Source organism: Pedobacter agri (assembly GCF_032678665.1).
Taxonomy (GTDB): Bacteria; Bacteroidota; Bacteroidia; order Sphingobacteriales; family Sphingobacteriaceae; genus Pedobacter; species Pedobacter agri_A.
Window position 1 is genome coordinate 165,506 of sequence record NZ_JAVTSH010000007.1, and the last position, 18,447, is coordinate 183,952.

Consider the following 18,447-nt stretch of genomic DNA (forward strand, 5'->3'; position numbering starts at 1 on the left):
CTGACCAGAAACGAAGTGCACATGAGCGTCGGGAGGAGCGATTTAAAATCAAGAAATTTCATCGGCCATGCAACTTTTTATAAAAATGATCGTCTTATAAACAAAAATTAAGTCATTAACTGTTTAAGTCGATCCTTAAATGGCAGAAAAATTATACCTATGAAAAAACTATTCACACTCTTATTTACCGCATCAACATTATTAACAAGTGTTAATGCAATAGCGAATGATCAAATTAACATCAGCTCATCAAAACATAGCGATGATGACCGGGATGTTAGAAATTTTAACGGCATTGCCTCGGCAGGGCCGATAAATGTTGTAGTTACACTGGGCAGCAAAGAGAGTTGCCGATTGGAAGGAGATGCTGAAGCCATTGCAAGCATCATCACAGAAGTAAAAGGAAACGTGTTGATTATCCGTCCTCAAAATAGTGTAACCAGTTGGTCTAGAAAATACGAAGGAAAAAAAATAACGGCTTACGTATCGGCAAGAGAATTGGCAAGTTTAACCATGAGTGGTTCAGGAAACATGGTGGTTAACGGAAAAATCAGCATGACAGATTTAACAACTACCGTGAGTGGTTCTGGAAGCATCAAGGCAGCTGCCGATGTCGATCACTACAACGGCGTAATCAGTGGTTCGGGCTCCCTAAACATTACGGGAAGTGCAGATCGTGCAAAAGTAGTGATCAGCAGTTCGGGGGCTTTCGAAGGGAAAGGACTTTCAGTAAATGATTTAACCACCACCATTAGTGGCTCAGGAACAGTTAATATCAAGGCAGATCAATCCATCAGAGCAGTCATCAGCGGTTCGGGAAGCGTAAATTATTCTGGAAATGCAACTGTAGATAAAACCATTATCGGTTCTGGAAGAGTTAGAAAAATTTAAGGATTAAACATTTATTTTCACGCCTCGGAGAAATTTGGGGCGTTTTTTTTTGAAAAGCAATTACCGTATTTAATTTATCGTTAGTCCCGCTATCGTTTCAAGTCCTCGCTCGTTCCTCGCTGTGGGCTTTCCACTTTATCGGGTTTATACGGCACAGCCTGATGATAAATCTGAATTTTCTGGCGATTCAATTTTTATTTATTAAATTATCTGAGTTAAAACATTCAAAAGTAAATCGTTAATGACAAGAAAATTATTCCTTGCGAATAGAATAAGAGAGGTTCTTTTAAATGGAAAGTGGATTGCCAATACAAACTTTAAAGAACAGATAATTAATGTAAACTGGGAAAAAGCCGTTCAAAAAATAGGCAACATAAACTCAATTGCAATGCTTACCTTTCATATTAATTATTATTTAGATGGATTGTTAAAAGCTTTGGCAAACGGTAAACTCGAAATTAATGATCGGTTTAGTTTTGACCTTCAGCCGATCGCATCAGCGGAAGATTGGAATAATCTCGTAAAGGATTTCATCAGCAATGCGGAAAAATTTGCAAACGCAGTTTTAGCGCTCGACAACAGTCGTTTAGATGAAATATTCATCGATAAAAAATACGATACCTATTTACGAAATATTGAAGGTGTAATTGAACACAGTTATTATCACCTTGGGCAGGTTGTGCTCATTAAAAAAATGCTTGATCTGCAGTAAAACATGATTGAAATTCATCCGAGAGGATAAATGATAACTTTACTCTGTACAAAATTAGCCGACCATCAAAGAAAAACAACAAGAATACAATGAATACTAATCCCCAGGTTGACCTCTTCTTTACCTCAGCGAAAAAATGGCAGGAAGAGATGCTGCAACTGCGAAAAATACTCCTCGACTGCGGTTTAACTGAAGAATTAAAATGGAGTAAACCCTGCTATATTTTCCAGGGAACTAACATTATTGTCATCCAGGGTTTTAAAGACTATTGTGCCCTTTTGTTTTTTAAAGGGATGTTAATGAGCAATGCAAATGGCATTTTAGTTAAAACCGGCGAGAACACACGTGTAGGCCGGCAGATCCGGTTTACCAATACGGAAGATATCATTGAAATGGAGGCCGTTATTAAGGCCAATATTTTCGAAGCCATTGAAATTGAAAAAACAGGATTAAAGGTGGAAGCTGCTCAGCCTGAAGAGATGAGGCTTCCGGAAGAATTTGAACGTAAACTAACTGATATCCCTAACCTGAAAGCTGCGTTTAACGCATTAACGCCTGGCCGACAGCGGGCTTATAACATTTACTTTTCAGCGCCTAAACAATCAAAAACCAGAACAGCAAGAGTTGAAAAATATATACAGCAAATACTCAGTGGTAAAGGTTTAAATGATTAGTAAACTTAAAACTGTACGCCAATAACGGTTAAATTTTCAATGTAGTTTATTTTCTGGCTTGCTTTATCAAACTCATCGTAACCTGTGGTATGTACCCGGGTTAAATTAGTTGCCCCGAATTTGGTAGAATTTTGCAGGTATACATGTTTCCAAACGTAAAATTTCAATCCGATTTTAGCAGATACACCATAACCCGAAATACTGAAATGGTTATTTCTACCTAAACCAAAAAGGTGGGCTTCTGTCCGCGGTACCATTAAGCCGCCGCCTATTCCCGTTTCTAATGTTAAAGATGTATTTCCACCCGGTGCAACCCAAATGTCGTCGTAACGCTCCAATTCCACATTGGCATAATTAAAACCGTCGGTATGCTCATAAGTTAGCATGCTTTCTTTAACATTAATGGTTTGACCATTATAGGTTCCGGCCATGGCTCCTGTCGATACATTTTCGGGTGTAATATTTGCCCCAATAGTTCCCGTAATGGCAACCGCCTGAGGAATATCCATTACATATTTCATATGATCCCAGCCGATTGAGATACTGTAGTTATCTTTAATAAAATAACCTACGCGAATATTATATTGTGGAACGGTAATTAAACTCGGGTTCAAATATGACCAATTGAGTTTCGATTGCCTGTCGTGTGCAGCAACATCATGCAGCGTAAAATCGTAATTTGGCCCCTGAAATCTGATATCACTTTTGCCATACCATGAACTGTTATAACCCCAATGGAAATAAAAATCTCCTTTCCGGGAAAAGTTTCTTTTGTTTTCTGGGTTGAATAAACTTTTTGAACTAGGTGTATTATTAATAGACGAAGTTTTCACCTCTTGTGCTTGCATCCGCTTGCCAAACAAGAGTGCTAAAAATAGGATCGAGAATTTTTTCACGCGGCAAATTGAGCAAAAACCGCAATCAATTACAACATCTTTAACATTTTGTAGTTGCCGATTTACAAAAAATGACTTTAAAACATTAATAACATATTAGAACCTGGTATAAACAGCAAATTGTACTATACTATTATTGGTGTAGTTTGTCGTGTTTTTCACAGCCTGATTCATGTAGCCAATTTCCAAATCTACCTTTTTCGAAAACCGATATCCGCCGGCCAGATAAAGCCTGTTTTGATCAAAAACACTTTTATTAATTCGATCTTTATTCTGGATATTCAAAAAAACCTCATTCTGCAAGGCTACAAATGCACCCCGATCAAATGTTGCCGCTGTTTTTTGTAAAGGCTGAATTAATCGGAAGAAATAACGAAAGCGTTGCGCAAAAACATCATCATTGGTACGCTCTATAAAACGTTGTTCTACCCTTACCCTATGGCTGGCATAAATAGAGCTGAGTTTATGATTAAAAATATACTGCTCAAAAATTCGATGTTCATGCAGGAAAGTATTTGAAGTGCCTTCAACCTGGTTTTGGGTAGTTTGCCATAAATACCCTAAAGCCACGTTATGATCTTTATTGATAAAATATTGTAAAGCTGGTCTGATCAAAGTGTTTCGAACATGGTCCCAATCATCAGCAGAGCGAACTTGGGCATCAAATTGCAAACCCCATTTCTCGTTAAATTTGGTGTTGTTAACAAACATGAACCATCCAGAGTTCTGGTATTGTGTTTGCGCAAAAAGCTTTCCAATTATCCCCAGTAAAAAGACTGTGGAAAGTATTAATTTTCTCATAAATATATTCGGTTTATCTGTGTGCCGCTAAAATAATAGAATTCTAAGAAAGACTTCTAATAACATTAAATTAATATTACCTTAACAATATCTTTACTTTAATGTTGTGCTATAGCAAGCATTATTTAAATTTCATTTAGCCGTAAGGAATTAAAAATTTATCTTCGTTAAAGATTTGGCTTTTACATCACACTGTGAAGAGCCAATTTCGACATCACAAAACGTAAAATAAGAACAAAATGATTATTGAACCGAGAATGAGGGGCTTTATTTGTTTGACTGCACACCCTGATGGTTGCGCTCAAAACGTTAAGAACCAAATTGAATATGTTAAATCAAAGGGTGCGATTAGCGGACCTAAAAAAGTATTGGTAATTGGTGCTTCAACAGGCTTTGGTTTAGCATCCAGAATTACTGCAGCTTTCGGTTCGGATGCTGCTACCATTGGTGTATTTTTCGAAAAGGCACCTTCGGCGGGCAAAACAGCTTCACCAGGTTGGTACAATAGTGCAGCTTTTGAAAAGGAAGCACATGCAGCTGGTTTATATGCGAAAAGCATTAATGGAGACGCCTTTTCAAAAGAAATAAAGGCAAAAACCATTGAATTAATTAAGGCCGACTTAGGCCAGGTTGATTTAGTAATTTATAGTTTAGCTTCTCCAGTAAGAAAACACCCTGATACCGAAGTTTTACACCGTTCTACACTAAAACCAATCGGTGGCACATACACCAATAAAACGGTAGATTTTCATACAGGCAACGTTAGTGAAATTTCTATCGAGCCTGCTACCGAAGAAGATATTGCAAATACAGTAGCCGTAATGGGTGGCGAAGATTGGGCCATGTGGATTGACGCTTTGAAAGCAGAAAATTTGTTGGCTGAAGGTGCTACAACTGTTGCTTATTCATACATCGGTCCTAAATTAACCGAACCGGTTTACCGTAAAGGAACCATTGGCCGTGCTAAAGATGATTTGGAAGCTACAGCATTTACCATTGCTGATCAGTTGAAAGATATTAACGGTAAGGCTTATGTTTCGGTAAACAAAGCTTTGGTTACACAGGCAAGTTCTGCCATTCCGGTAATTCCTTTATACATTTCGTTGTTATACAAAATAATGAAAGAAGAAGGTATTCACGAAGGTACAATCGAACAGATTCAGCGTTTATATGCTGAGCGATTATATACCGGCGGCGAAGTTCCGGTTGACGAAAAAGGAAGAATAAGAATCGACGATTGGGAAATGCGTGACGATGTACAAACTAAAGTTGCTCAACTTTGGGAAGAAGCTACAACCGAAACGTTACCCGCAATCGGCGATTTACCTGGTTATCGCTCAGATTTTTTGAGTCTTTTTGGTTTCGAAATTGACAAGGTGGATTACCAAAAAGAAGCGAATGAGGTGGTAGAGATTGAAGGATTAGTAGATTAGTCATCTTCATGATCCTGTAGAAATACTTTCGATCATTTTAGGATGACTTACGCTCCTTGTTAATGAGCGCATCAATAGCTAAAAATTTGTATCGTTAAATAGTTTATAAGGCTGGCTAATTAGCCAGCCTTTTTTATATCAAAAGAAAATGATTTTCGATTTACAACCTACCTTGGAAAATGAGCTGATTAAGGCTGTTCCCCTAAAAGCCGATGATTTTGAGAAATTATACGAAGTTGCCTCCGACCCACTGATCTGGGAACAACACCCAAACAAAGATCGGTATAAACGTGAAGTTTTCGAAAACTTTTTCAAAGGCGCTATGGAATCTAAAGGCGCTTTTATCATCTACGATCAGGCCAGCGGCAATGTTGTTGGCAGTTCGAGATATTACGAGCCCAATGAAGAGAATCATTCTGTCGCGGTGGGCTATACCTTCATTGGCCGCAATTTTTGGGGCAAGGGACATAACACTGCTTTAAAAAAACTAATGTTAGATTATGCCTTTCAGTTTGTTGATAAAGTGATTTTGCACATTGGCGCCACCAACTATCGATCGCAAAAGGCAACAGAAAAACTAGGTGCGGTAAAAGTAAATGAAATTGAGGTAGCCTATTATGGCGAACCCCTGAAATGGAATTTTGAATATCAGATTGATAAAGCTAAATGGGAAAACAGGTAATAGCTATTGTTAAACACTTAGCAGAAAGCAACTAACATTTCACGAATTATCAACGGCGCTCAATAGAATAAAGTCGTGTTTTAGTTTTAGTATTGTTATATTTGCATTAATCTCCATTTCCACTCACCTTTTTAAAAAACAAAACAATTAAATATATATGGCTAAATCTCAGGCAACATACAGTAAAAAAGAGAACGAAAAAAAACGATTAAAAAAACAGAAAGACAAACAAGAGAAAAAGGAAGAGCGTCAGGCTAATGCAAAAAAAGGTTTAGCGTTAGAAGATATGATGGCCTACGTTGACGAAAACGGAAACATCTCCTCTACTCCACCAGATCCGAAAAAGAAGAAAGTGATCAATACTGAAGACATTCAGATTGGTATTTCCAGACAAGAAGATATCATTGATGAGAACCCTGTTAAAAAAGGTACAGTAACTTTTTTCAACGACAGTAAAGGTTATGGTTTCATTAAAAACACTGAAACTCAAGATAGTATTTTCGTTCACGCTAATGGTTGCGTAACTCAAATTAAAGAAGGCGATAAAGTGACTTTCGAAGTAGAAATGGGCCAAAAAGGACCAACTGCCGTTAAAGTTTCAAAAGTTTAGTCCTCCACAATCCCTAAACGGGCACCGTAAAAATTCTGCAGAAATTTCTGCTGCGCAAGGTTTTATAACAATAAAATTCCGGCTATTAAAGATAAAACCTAGCGCAAATTTTTCCTTTTCTTACACCATATTTTTAGAAAATCAAGTTTCGGTTCGTTGGGGTAACCTTGCCCCGCCATCGCTACTAGTCCTCATTTCGCTATGCTCCATTCCGGGCTAACCGCTCTGTCGGGTTTAAATGGCAAATAACATGCTTTTATTAAAGTTTTAAAACAAGCGTTCATTCACCAAACATTCCTAGGGAACGTCCTGATCATTGAATTTTCGCCGAAAAAGAGCACATTTACGCTTGTCTTCAGCCCCCTCGGAATGTTAGATGGCTGGTAGAAAGATGATGAATCGACAACATTAATTTATCAAAAAATAAAAAATTTTAAATTTTCGGTGTGGAATTTGTGCTTCACGCACATCATAACAGCACACACAAAGAAAAAACATTATGAAAAAGTTAATAGCAATTGCACTCGTTGCATTTTTTGGTCTTTCATCGGCAATGGCTCAACAAGTAGATTTACGCAGAAAAATAAGCGTAAGCGGATCTGCTGAAACAGAGGTTACACCAGATATTATTTACATTGGCATTTCCTTAAAAGAATATTTAAACGGAAAGAAAAAAGTAGAGATCACGGAGTTAGAGAAGCAACTGTATGCTGCTGTTCAAAAAGCAGGTATTGCGAAAGAAAATTTAACCATCAGCAATTTAAGCAGCTGGAACTATGCTACAGAGAAAAAGAAAAACCCAGATTTTTTAGCCAGCAAACAATACCGCTTAAAAGTTAGCGACCTTAATAAATTCGATGCAATTTTAGAATCAATCGATCCAAAAGGCATTGCCAACACCAACATCGAAAGCTACGATTACTCGAAAATTGAAAGCCTGAAAAAAGATTTAAAAATTAAGGCATTATTGGCTGCGAAAGAAAAAGCAACTTACATGGCTGAGGCCCTGGGAAACAAATTGAACGGCGTAATTGAAATACAAGATGGTGGCGACAATATTATACAGCCAGTTTACAGAAACTACATGATGAAATCAGCAATGGCTGAATCTGCAGATGCAGCACCTGAGATTGATTTTAAAAAGATTAAGCTGAATTTCACCGTAAATGTTGTTTTCGAAATCAGATAATAGTTTTAACCTTTAAAATAGTCGATATTAAAACCTACCAGAACATTTTGGTAGGTTTTTTGTTACGTAGACATCGTAACACTAAAAATTTAAATATTATGAAAAAATTCGTTTACACTTTAGCATTGATTTTCACTTTAGGCATTAGTTTCAATTCGGTACAGGCAGCTAACAAGCCGGCTAAAAACCCAACCGAACTAACAGCTGAGCAATCTGCACAATTAGAAAGAATTAAAACCCGTGTGGAAGAAATCAGAGACATGGACAAATCAAACCTTACAAAAGCAGAACGTAAGGCATTACGTAGCGAATTAAGAGAATTAAAAGGTCAGGCACGTGCTGTTTCTGGCGGTGTTTATCTTTCTGTAGGTGCCATTATCATCATCATTTTATTATTGATTTTGATCTTATAATCAAAAAACATACATCTATCTATAAAAACAAAAAAGCTTTGCAGCAATGCAAAGCTTTTTTTATGGGTTAAGAAATTACCACTCCCTATTAACGAAGCGGGTTTTATATTGTCTGTGTTTCCTCCGAGGAGAGGGATTGGAAGTCTGAAGCCCTACTCCTACCGCTCGCAGGGAAAGGTTTTTTAATCAATCAGATCAAAACCTGTATATTTCACTAAAGCTTCAGGAATTTTGATTCCATTTTCAGTTTGATAGTTTTCCAGAATAGAAGCCACAATACGTGGTAAAGCTAAAGCACTTCCATTTAATGAATGCGCCAACTGTGCCTTACCTTCTTTACCTTTGAAACGAAGCTTTAAGCGGTTGGCCTGGTAAGTTTCAAAGTTAGAAACAGATGATACTTCTAACCAGCGTTCTTGTGCGGCGCTCCAAACTTCCATGTCGTAGGTCATGGCAGAAGTAAAGCCCATATCGCCACCACACAAACGTAAAACACGATAGTGCAAACCAAGCTCCTTTAATAACGACTGAACGTATTGGCTCATTTCTTCCAATGTCTCGTAAGATTTTTCAGGGTGCGTAATTTGGACAACCTCAACTTTATCAAACTGGTGTAAGCGATTTAAGCCACGAACATGAGCGCCATAAGAACCTGCTTCTCTGCGGAAACATGGTGTATAAGCTGTATTTTTAATCGGCAAATCTTCTTCTTTAACAATAACATCGCGGTACAAATTTGTCACCGGAACTTCAGCCGTTGGAATTAAGTATAAATCATCAATAGTTGAATGGTACATCTGCCCTTCTTTATCTGGCAGCTGACCGGTTCCAAAACCTGATGCTGCATTTACCAAATGAGGTACCTGCATTTCTTTGTAACCAGCTTCAATGGCATGATCTAAAAAGAAATTAATTAGTGCACGCTGCAACCTGGCTCCCTTTCCTTTATATACCGGAAAACCTGCACCCGTAATTTTTACGCCTAATTCGAAATCAATGATATCGTATTTTGCAGCCAGTTCCCAATGCGGCAATGCTTTGGTTGGTAATGCTGCAGGTGCACCGTGTAAATAAACAACTTCATTTTCTTCTGCAGTTGAACCTTTTGGAACCAAATCATAAGGTAAGTTTGGCAACTGAACGATGGCATTAAACTGAGCAGTTTCCAACTCATTTAACTTTTCAGTAAGGTTTTTAATATTCTCTTTATGAGAACCTGTTTGTGCTTTAATGGCTTCAGCCTCATCCTTTTTCCCGGCACGCATTAAATCGCCAATTTGTTTGGCAGCTGCATTTGCTTCTGCGGAGATACGATCAAGAGTGGTTTGAGTGGAACGGCGGTCTTCATCAATTTTAATGACCTCATCTACCAACTCTGGTTGTTTAAAGTTACGTACACTTAAACGTTCTAAAACTTTCTCTCTATTTTCACGGATATAATTAACTTGCAGCATTATTTAATTTTTTTACAAAGATAAGATTGAATTACGAATTACGAATTACGATTTTAGATTTTTATGTCGCATGTACAATCCTCTTCGCAAATCAAAATTCTATTTAATTTGGGATATGGCAATCGTAATTCGTAAATCTAAAATCTAAAAACAAATGGGCAAACTATTTCTCGTACCTACGCCTATAGGCAATTTGGAAGACATGACTTTTAGGGCAATCCGGATTTTAAAAGAATGCGACTTAATTTTGGCAGAAGATACCCGAACAAGTGCGCCCATGCTGAAACATTTTGGTATCGATAAACGTGTGTTTGCTCATCATCAGCACAATGAACATAAAGCAACTGCTGAAATTATCAAGTTTTTACAGGAAGGACAGAAAATAGCGTTGATTTCAGATGCCGGAACGCCTGCTATCTCCGATCCTGGGTTTTTCCTCGTTCGCGAAGCGATAAAAAATGATATTGCTGTGGAGTGTTTACCTGGTGCTACAGCTTTCGTACCTGCTTTGGTTAATTCGGGTTTACCTGCCGATGCCTTTTGTTTCGAGGGTTTTCTTCCGGTAAAAAAAGGCAGGCAAACAAAATTTAAAAAATTAGCCGACGAAGAACGTACCATTATACTTTATGAAAGTCCGCACCGTTTACTAAAAACCCTGGAAGAGTTTGCACAATATTTAGGCGCTGACCGACAAGCTTCAGTAAGCAGAGAATTAACTAAAATGTTCGAGGAAACCGTTCGGGGTACTTTGCTCGAAATAAAAACACATTTTGAAAACAATACTTTAAAAGGAGAATTTGTAATTTGCATTGCAGGAAGGGATATGAGCAAGGATAAAAGAGCAAAGAACAAAGATAAATACAGTGCTGAGGAAGAATAGCCTCTATAAATTAACATCAATCAATTTCAAAAAACATTATGATTAGCATAGATAGATTTTTAAGTGACGAACAAGACCCTAAAGCGGTTGAAAAAGTTATTGGAAAATTAAACGACCTTTTAACTACAAATGAGGAAATTTTATACCTCGCTGTTCAGAAAAAACCTGCTGTAAACTTGTTACCAGATAGTATTGCCGTTACCAATAAACGCATTTTTTATTGCGAACCTGGCAACCTCGGCTTAACGATGAATTTTAAAGATATTTCCCTAAAAAACATTAAGGAGGTTTCTTTCAAGGAAGAACTATTTGGGTCGAAATTTATTTGCGTACCACAAACGGGTGAAAATATTGTTACCGAATTTATTCCTAAAACTCAGGCAAGAAAATTATATCAGGCAGCGAATGAGCAATTAGAAGTATACAAAGAAACGTTACGCCAGCAAAAACTGGAGGAAGATAAAGCCAATGCACCGGCTCAACCTGCGCCACAATCCTTTGCAGATTTCACTTCCATTGAAGCCCCTGCTCCTGTGGCTGAACCGGAGCCGATTCAAATTGCTGAGGTAGTTGAAGAACCAGAAGATGAAACCACTTTGAAGCTTCGCAAATTAAAAACCTTGTACGATAAACACCTGATTACACAGGAAGAATACGAAGCGAAAAAAGGTGCTATTTTAGATAGCTTGTAAGATTACGGAATAGTGAATGGAAAGTAGTTAATAGGCTATATTTTTATACCGCCTAAGGAATTGACATTTGAAGGTGTCAAAAAACTTTACCTTTTTAAAGAGCAGAAATAGTAAACAGCTTTAGAACAAGTCTCATTTTACTATTTCTATTTCCAATTCTCAATTTCTTATTTCCACTTTCAATCGCCCTTATTTCTTGCTTTCATTAACATACAATGAACAAAAAACAATCTTACCTGCTTGCCCTTTTAAGCGCATTTCTTCTTTGGTTAGCCTGGCCACCTATGCCGTTTACAACGCCTTTGTTATTAATTGCATTAGTGCCCTTATTTATTGCCCTCGATTCAATTTTTAACAGCGATGCTTCAAAAAAAGGAAAAGGCGTATTCCTAACTGCAGGGTTAACCTTTCTTATCTGGAATACGGCATCAACTTATTGGGTTTACAATGCGATAAAGGCCTACAACGGCACCTTTGTAGCCATTCCTGTTTCCTTAATTCCTTATGGATTGGGTGCTTTTTTAATGACCTCAGCATTTTGGTTATATTATAGGTTAAGCCGATACACCAGCAAAAACATCGCCTACATCGGACTAATCGCTTTTTACATTTCACTTGAATATTTACAGCAAACCTGGGATTTGGCTTTCCCCTGGATGACTTTAGGCAACGGTTTAGCAGGAATGCATCAACTGGCACAGTGGTATGATTACACCGGAATTTACGGCGGTTCCCTTTGGATTTTAGTAAGCAATATCCTGGCATTCGAGGCTTATAAAAAGTTTAAATCTCAAACCGGTTATCTTAAATTTAGAGCACTAGGAACTTGGGTCGCGGTTGTACTTATCCCAATCGGAATATCGTTAGCAAAATATTTCAGCGCCGAGCAAAAAGGTACTCCAAGCAATGTGGTAGTGGTGCAGCCCAATATCGATCCTTATAAAAAACTTGCTGACATCCCGCCTTCGGAGCAAATTAAGATCTTAACGCATCTGTCTGATTCATTGGCTCAGCCAAACACCGAATACATCATCTGGCCGGAAACCGCTTTGCCCATTTATGCTGACGAAGATAAAGTAAGAACCTATCCTGAAATAACAGATTTGCAAAGTTTTCTGAGCAAATACAGCAATGGCACCCTGATTACAGGAATTGAAACCATAAAAATCTACGCTGATAAAAGAACAGTTTCTGCAAAATACGATGAACGAAGCGGGCAGTATTGGGATAATTTTAATTCCGCCATGCAATTGGAAAACTCAGCAAACATTCAGTTTTATCATAAGTCAAAATTGGTTCCGGGCGCCGAAAAAATGCCTTTCCCTAAAGTGTTTTCTTTTATGGATGGTGTATTTTCTGAACTTGGTGGTAGCGTGAGCGGTTGGGGTTGGCAAGAGAAACCAAGTGTGCTTTATGCCCAGAGTGGAATTGGGGCCGCCCCGGTGGTTTGTTATGAAAGTTTGTGGGGCGATTGGATTGGCCAGCAAGTTAAGGATGGCGCACAGTTTATCGCCATTATTACCAACGATGGCTGGTGGGGTAATACATCAGGAAAAGACCAGCACGAAATGTATGCAAAACTCAGGGCCATTGAAACTCACCGCGATGTTGCCCGTTCGGCAAATACTGGCATTTCGTGTTTCATCAACCAACGCGGCGATATAACACAAAGTACAAAATGGTGGACCAGAACGGCGTTAAAAAGCGACATCAATCTAAACGACGAAATAACTTTTTATGTTAAAAATGGCGATATCATTGCAAAAATTCTTTGCTTTTTGGCCGTTATTTTAGCTTTAATTATCCCTTATAAAAAATGGATCAAAAAATAACCTACCATAAAAACTACACCTGGTTTTTCCTCCTCATTATTTTAATATTAAACATCGCAATTGATCAAATTTCGAAATATATTGTACGGATAGAGATTTCCGATTATGAACACATTACATTAATTAAAAATTTCTTTACGCTTACCAAAGTAGAAAATAGTGGCGCTTTTTTAAGTTTGGGCGATAACATGCCGTACATTTTCCGCTTAATTATTTTAACAGGTTTACCCTTGTTATTTTTAGCCTACGGTGTTTATTACCTCTTTTCGAAACCGAACTTGCCAGGCAGCATGCAAATTGCATTATGTTTCTTAATTGGTGGCGGCATCGGAAATTTATACGACCGCATTGTTCATGGCTCTGTAACCGATTTCATGCACATGGATTTTCAAATTTTTCAAACCGGTGTTTTTAACATTGCTGATATTTCGATTATGATTGGTGTGGGAATTCTACTAATTCAATCTTTGCGAAGTAAAATAACCACGCCTGAATCGGCGCAGGAAGAAAATGAATCAGAAAAAGTTCATTAAATGTTAACGAAATAATTGCATTTTGTATACAAACATTAGATTATATTTATTGTTAGAAATCTAATCTCAACAAAAAATAAATTTAACATGAAAAGAAATGCAACAGCCGTATGGCAAGGTTCTATTAAAGAGGGTGCTGGTAAATTAACTACGCAGAGCACTACATTAAATGATACTCAATATTCATTCAATTCGCGTTTTGCCGAAGGTGTTGGAACAAACCCTGAAGAATTAATTGCTGCTGCACACGCGGGCTGTTTTACCATGAAACTTTCAGCAAATTTAGCCGAAGCTGGGTTTACAGCTACGAAATTGGAAACTAAATGCGAAATCAATCTCGATCCATCAAAGGGAGAGATTGTTGAGTCGCATTTAACTTTAACTGCCGAAGTGCCTGAATTAACGCAAGAGAAATTCGATGAACTGGTTGCTGATGCAGAAAAAAACTGCCCTATTTCAAAGCTTTTAAACACATCAATTACTGTTGATGCTACATTAGCTTAATGAATATTATCCAGCTTGCCAACAAAATTGACAAGCTGGATATTAAATCAAATCGAAAGCCCTTGCGTATTTGGATATTTCGAAAGAAGATTTTGTGTTTAATTTCTCGCGGATATTTCGGCGATGTGTATCAACCGTAGTGGATGAAATACATAATACATTGGCAATTTCTATTGAGCTTTTACCTAGTGCCATTTCTCTTAAAATTGTTTTTTCCCGCTTACTCAAACGCAAAAAATCATCATGATGATTTCTGGAAAAATCATTTTCTTCAAGATTTCTTTGTGCCTTATTAGCCATATGATGCATGGCATCAATTGGGATGGAAACCGTTATTGTCATTAAAGGATTATCTTCTTCATCCCGCATAAAGATTTTAATGCTTGATAAATACCAGAGCCACTCCTGTGTATTCGGAAACTTAATTTGTTGATAAAAACTTACTGTTTCGTCAGATGAATTTCGCTGCATCAATGCGGCAATTTTAGGCACATAATCCAGTGCGTCATTTGCATTGAAGTATTTTGCATGATAAACTTCGGTGGGCAATGAACAAATTTCATCTAAGGTAGTGCCTAATAACTGCAAACCATTTTCCGACATGTAAGCAATGCTCCAATTTCGGATATCATGAAGGATAACTACGCCAGGAACATTATTGAAAGCAGAAATGTGCCTGCTGATTTTGCTACACATTGCGGAGGTAAGATTTTGATTGTAAAACTTAACCATAATTGAGAGATTGGGATGCTAAACAGCATTTAATCTACTCACTACCAAACAATTATACAACTAATATTAGAAATATTGACTTATATCAAATGTTTCCCTACAATTGGCATCCTTCTGCCCATACCAAATGCTTTTGGTGAAACCCGAAGTATTGGTGGAGTTTGATAACGTTTAAACTCGGCAACATTAACCATCTTCAAAATTTTGTTTACTAGCGATTCATCAAAACCCTGTGCAACAATTGCTTTTGCACCTTTCTTTTGCTCAATGTGTTGATATAAAATCTGATCCAGTATATCGTATTCAGGAAGTGAATCAGAATCCTTTTGATCTGGCCTTAATTCGGCTGAAGGTGGCTTAACAATGGTATTGATCGGAATAATTTCTTTATCCTTATTGATATATTTAGCCAACTCAAAAACTTGCGTTTTGTACACATCACCAATTACGCCAATGGCCCCACACATATCGCCATATAGCGTACCATAACCAACTGCACACTCACTCTTGTTTGATGTATTCAGCAAAATGTAACCGAATTTATTGCTCATGGCCATGTTGATAATTCCACGAATGCGGGCTTGAATATTTTCCTCTGCAAGGTTAAATGGTAAACCTTTAAAGGCTGGTGCCAAAATATGGTCAAATGATTCAGCAACCTCTTTAATCGGGATGATTTCATGCATACAACCGATATTATTCACCAGATCCATTGCATCCTGAACAGAGTGATCAGAAGAAAATTTTGATGGCATTAAAACCGACATTACATTTTCTGCGCCTAATGCCCGGCAGGCTAACGCACAAACTACAGCCGAATCAATCCCACCAGATAGACCTAAAACAGCTCTCTTGAAACCAGATTTATTAAAATAATCTCGAATTCCTAAAATTAATGCGTCGTGGATTTGTTCAATATCTGTTAAACGCTGTGCTTTTGGATATTTGTTGCGCACATTTTCTACTTCAGCCAAATCAAACACCTGAAGATCTTCTTCAAAATATTTCATTTCAGCTTTCATTTCCCCATCGGCATCAAAAACCAACGATCCACCGTCGAAAATAATCTCTGTTTGTGCACCAACCTGATTCACATAAAACACAGGCAAGTGATATTTTTTCGCGTTATCTGCTAAAACCTTTATCCGTTCATCATCATGTGTATACGAAAATGGCGAAGCCGCAATGTTAATCATTACATCTGGCTGTTCCTTAATCAACTCATCCATCGGATTTGAAACATACAGCGGGTTGTCATTAATGTTCCAAAGATCTTCACAAATGGTTAGCGCAATTCTTTTTCCCTTAAAATCGATACAGTTAAAGCGTGTGGCCGGCTCAAAATAACGATATTCATCAAACACATCGTAAGTTGGCAGCAACGCTTTCCTGGCGATGTTTTTCACAACACCCTGCTCAATAAAATAAGCTGCATTAAACAAATCTTTACCTTGAAGCACATCGTTCTTAATGGGCAAACCAACAATACAAGCAATATCAACACAGTGTTTTGCAATTTCCTGTGCGGCATTTTCGCAAAGCGAAATAAACTCATCAAACTCCAAATAGTCTCTAGGTGGGTAACCGCAAATGGCCAACTCCGCAAAAACCACCAAATCGGCACCTTTTTCTTTGGCCAATTGGATATGATCGATTATCTTTTTTGTGTTGGCTTCGAAATTGCCAATATGATAGTTAAGTTGTGCAAGCGCTATTTTCATTGTTGGTGGTCGGTATTAGTAAGAAAGAGGTACGTATCGCAATGTATGATGTTAGAAAAATATACCAAAATTTAGTGCCAGGTAGTGGTTTCTCACATCACGGCTTTTATCTGTTGTAATATTGGTAAAACCATTGTTATAGGTTAGTCCGGCCAAAATACTGGCATTACCAGATATATCAAATTCTCCACCGCCACCGATAATCAATCCAGCACGATAAAATTTTGTATAGTCGGAGATCTTCAGATTGTCTGCCACTGTAGCATTTCCATTTTTTGCATCTTGTTTGGCGCTGATGTTAAATGAATTCGAAAGCCCGAACTGACCATACCATCGTTTACCTTCGGCCTTTATTGTTTTGAGTTTTATCGTTAAAGGAACTTCTATATATTGCAATTTATACTTCAAATCATAAGCAACCGGAACTGTTCCGCTATGATACGGAGCAGCATTAGCCTCCGTACTTTTCCCATTTATTGAGGTAACTGTTAATGCAGTAGAAAAACTATAGTTTGGTGCAAAATTAAAATCACCGATTAAACCGTAAGAAAACCCTAATCCTACACCATCGGTTTTCCCTTGCTCTGGTTTTACCCAACCAATGGTTGGCGTTGCGGTTAATCCTAACCTGAAACCATAATTAATTGGAGGAAAATTTTGAGCCCAAACACCGAAACTTAAAAAAGATAAAATTATAATCGTCGAGATTTTTTTCATGCTTTATGTGATTATATTTGTTGTACATGATGTATAACGTAAAACACAAGCAAATTTATCTATTTTTTCTTTTGGCTTTTGCATTTATTTCCTGCAAGCAAAGTAATCGGCCTGATGTAAGCAATATTAAACTAAATATCAAAATAGAACGCTTTGATAAAGAGTTGTTTGCAGCAAAAGACAAAAATACGAGTGTAACCAATGCAGCATTATTAAATAAGTACGGTTTTTTTTATGATGATTACCTTCATAAAATGATTGGATCGCCCGAATATAGCAACGAAGAAATATTAGGCACCATGTTTAAAGACCAGGCTTATACCGATTTAACAAAAGAGGTGGATAGTGTTTACCCCAATTTAAAAGCACAGGAAGAAGGTTTAACTGAAACTTTTAAATACATCAAATACTATTACCCGAAAGCGAAAATACCTAAAATTGTTTCTTTTGTATCAGGCTTTGCCTATCAAATGCCCATTGGCGATAATTATTTAGGTATAGGTTTGGATATGTTTTTAGGCAAGAACAGCAAATTTTATGGTGCCATTGTACAAAGCGTTCCACTGTATTTATCCAGAAGGTTTAGCCCGGAATACATCGTTCCCCGCGTGGCTGAAACCTATGCACATGAGGAGTTATTTGCAGAACCGGATGAAAATAGAACGCTGTTATCGAAAATGATTTTCCAGGGGAAAATATTGTATTTCCTTGATCAGGTATTACCAGAAAACATTGCCGATTCGACCAAAATTGGATATTCTTCTGAGCAATTGCAGTGGGCGCAAAATTTCGAAGGTGATATTTGGGCCTATTTTTTAGAGAACAATTTTTTATACGAAACTGATTACCATAAAATCCAGGTTTTCCTTTCTGAAGGACCTTTTACCCCTGGTCTTGGCGAAAACAGGGATTCGGCACCGAAATTGGGCGTTTGGACAGGCTGGCAAATTGTAAAGAAATATATGGCAGAAAACCCAAAAGTTACTATACAACAACTCATGGCTGAAAACGATGCGCAAAAAATCCTCAATCAATCTAAATACAAACCGAAACAGAAGTAGTTTTTAATGGGCAGTTTTCA

At 37.6% G+C, this 18,447-nt stretch carries 20 protein-coding genes; 14 read left to right on the top strand and 6 right to left on the bottom strand.

The genetic code is table 11. From position 1 onward, the window contains the following. Window positions 1–159 precede the first annotated feature (159 nt). From R2Q70_RS15540 to R2Q70_RS15550, 3 genes are all read left to right on the top strand, one after another. Complete coding sequence (locus R2Q70_RS15540; RefSeq protein WP_316808476.1) at window positions 160–891, top strand: head GIN domain-containing protein; 732 nt, start codon at window positions 160–162, stop codon at window positions 889–891. A gap of 241 nt (window positions 892–1,132) precedes the next feature. Continuing rightward, the gene (locus R2Q70_RS15545; RefSeq protein ID WP_316808477.1) at window positions 1,133–1,603 is read left to right on the top strand and encodes a DUF1572 domain-containing protein; all 471 of its coding nucleotides are present in this window, start codon (window positions 1,133–1,135) and stop codon (window positions 1,601–1,603) included. Between the two features lie 89 nt (window positions 1,604–1,692). Further along, window positions 1,693–2,277: a YdeI/OmpD-associated family protein gene (locus R2Q70_RS15550; protein ID WP_316808478.1), complete on the top strand. Its 585-nt coding sequence runs from the start codon at window positions 1,693–1,695 to the stop codon at window positions 2,275–2,277. A gap of 5 nt (window positions 2,278–2,282) precedes the next feature. Here the strand turns inward: R2Q70_RS15550 and R2Q70_RS15555 are convergent, their stop codons facing one another. Both R2Q70_RS15555 and R2Q70_RS15560 read right to left on the bottom strand, forming a co-directional pair. Then, window positions 2,283–3,173, bottom strand: coding sequence for a hypothetical protein (locus R2Q70_RS15555; protein WP_316808479.1), 891 nt, complete (start codon window positions 3,171–3,173; stop codon window positions 2,283–2,285). Window positions 3,174–3,269: 96 nt separating this feature from the next. Beyond that, window positions 3,270–3,974, bottom strand: coding sequence for a DUF2490 domain-containing protein (locus tag R2Q70_RS15560; protein WP_316808480.1), 705 nt, complete (start codon window positions 3,972–3,974; stop codon window positions 3,270–3,272). Window positions 3,975–4,213: 239 nt separating this feature from the next. On the opposite strand from R2Q70_RS15560, the gene fabV reads away from it, so the two are divergent. The 5 genes from fabV (at window position 4,214) to R2Q70_RS15585 (ending at window position 8,301) form a co-directional block, all read left to right on the top strand. Beyond that, a complete protein-coding gene (gene fabV / locus R2Q70_RS15565; RefSeq protein ID WP_316808481.1) occupies window positions 4,214–5,407 on the top strand; it encodes an enoyl-ACP reductase FabV in 1,194 nt (397 codons plus the stop codon). A 148-nt stretch (window positions 5,408–5,555) separates the two neighbouring features. Continuing rightward, entirely contained in the window at window positions 5,556–6,089 is a 534-nt protein-coding gene (locus R2Q70_RS15570) for a GNAT family N-acetyltransferase (RefSeq protein WP_316808482.1), read from the top strand. Window positions 6,090–6,246: 157 nt separating this feature from the next. Beyond that, on the top strand, window positions 6,247–6,699 hold the full coding sequence (locus tag R2Q70_RS15575; protein ID WP_010601333.1) for a cold-shock protein: 453 nt from the start codon (window positions 6,247–6,249) through the stop codon (window positions 6,697–6,699). Between the two features lie 499 nt (window positions 6,700–7,198). Continuing rightward, window positions 7,199–7,888, top strand: coding sequence for an SIMPL domain-containing protein (locus tag R2Q70_RS15580; RefSeq protein WP_316808483.1), 690 nt, complete (start codon window positions 7,199–7,201; stop codon window positions 7,886–7,888). A 98-nt stretch (window positions 7,889–7,986) separates the two neighbouring features. After that, the gene (locus R2Q70_RS15585; protein ID WP_010601331.1) at window positions 7,987–8,301 is read left to right on the top strand and encodes a hypothetical protein; all 315 of its coding nucleotides are present in this window, start codon (window positions 7,987–7,989) and stop codon (window positions 8,299–8,301) included. Between the two features lie 182 nt (window positions 8,302–8,483). Here R2Q70_RS15585 and serS read toward each other — a convergent pair whose 3' ends face one another. After that, entirely contained in the window at window positions 8,484–9,755 is a 1,272-nt protein-coding gene (serS, locus tag R2Q70_RS15590; protein WP_316808484.1) for a serine--tRNA ligase, read from the bottom strand. A 154-nt stretch (window positions 9,756–9,909) separates the two neighbouring features. On the opposite strand from serS, the gene rsmI reads away from it, so the two are divergent. From rsmI to R2Q70_RS15615, 5 genes are all read left to right on the top strand, one after another. After that, a complete protein-coding gene (rsmI, locus tag R2Q70_RS15595; protein WP_316808485.1) occupies window positions 9,910–10,635 on the top strand; it encodes a 16S rRNA (cytidine(1402)-2'-O)-methyltransferase in 726 nt (241 codons plus the stop codon). A gap of 38 nt (window positions 10,636–10,673) precedes the next feature. Next, window positions 10,674–11,327: a PH domain-containing protein gene (locus R2Q70_RS15600; RefSeq protein WP_316808486.1), complete on the top strand. Its 654-nt coding sequence runs from the start codon at window positions 10,674–10,676 to the stop codon at window positions 11,325–11,327. A 215-nt stretch (window positions 11,328–11,542) separates the two neighbouring features. After that, window positions 11,543–13,159, top strand: coding sequence for an apolipoprotein N-acyltransferase (lnt, locus tag R2Q70_RS15605; RefSeq protein WP_316808487.1), 1,617 nt, complete (start codon window positions 11,543–11,545; stop codon window positions 13,157–13,159). Next, the gene (gene lspA / locus R2Q70_RS15610) at window positions 13,144–13,692 is read left to right on the top strand and encodes a signal peptidase II (protein WP_316808488.1); all 549 of its coding nucleotides are present in this window, start codon (window positions 13,144–13,146) and stop codon (window positions 13,690–13,692) included. The genes lnt and lspA overlap by 16 nt, the downstream gene beginning before the upstream one ends. A gap of 87 nt (window positions 13,693–13,779) precedes the next feature. After that, window positions 13,780–14,196, top strand: a complete 417-nt coding sequence (locus R2Q70_RS15615; RefSeq protein ID WP_316808489.1) for an OsmC family protein — start codon at window positions 13,780–13,782, stop codon at window positions 14,194–14,196. Between the two features lie 42 nt (window positions 14,197–14,238). Here the strand turns inward: R2Q70_RS15615 and R2Q70_RS15620 are convergent, their stop codons facing one another. The 3 genes from R2Q70_RS15620 to R2Q70_RS15630 all read right to left on the bottom strand — a co-directional run bounded on the left by R2Q70_RS15620 (window position 14,239) and on the right by R2Q70_RS15630 (window position 17,366). Further along, window positions 14,239–14,928, bottom strand: coding sequence for a helix-turn-helix transcriptional regulator (locus R2Q70_RS15620; protein WP_316808490.1), 690 nt, complete (start codon window positions 14,926–14,928; stop codon window positions 14,239–14,241). 80 nt (window positions 14,929–15,008) lie between these two features. Next, entirely contained in the window at window positions 15,009–16,649 is a 1,641-nt protein-coding gene (locus R2Q70_RS15625; protein WP_316808491.1) for an NAD+ synthase, read from the bottom strand. Window positions 16,650–16,700: 51 nt separating this feature from the next. Continuing rightward, the gene (locus tag R2Q70_RS15630) at window positions 16,701–17,366 is read right to left on the bottom strand and encodes a porin family protein (RefSeq protein ID WP_316808492.1); all 666 of its coding nucleotides are present in this window, start codon (window positions 17,364–17,366) and stop codon (window positions 16,701–16,703) included. 26 nt (window positions 17,367–17,392) lie between these two features. Here R2Q70_RS15630 and gldB point away from each other — a divergent pair, with 26 nt between their 5' ends. Then, window positions 17,393–18,427: a gliding motility lipoprotein GldB gene (gene gldB / locus R2Q70_RS15635; RefSeq protein ID WP_316808493.1), complete on the top strand. Its 1,035-nt coding sequence runs from the start codon at window positions 17,393–17,395 to the stop codon at window positions 18,425–18,427. The last annotated feature ends 20 nt before the right edge of the window (window positions 18,428–18,447 follow it).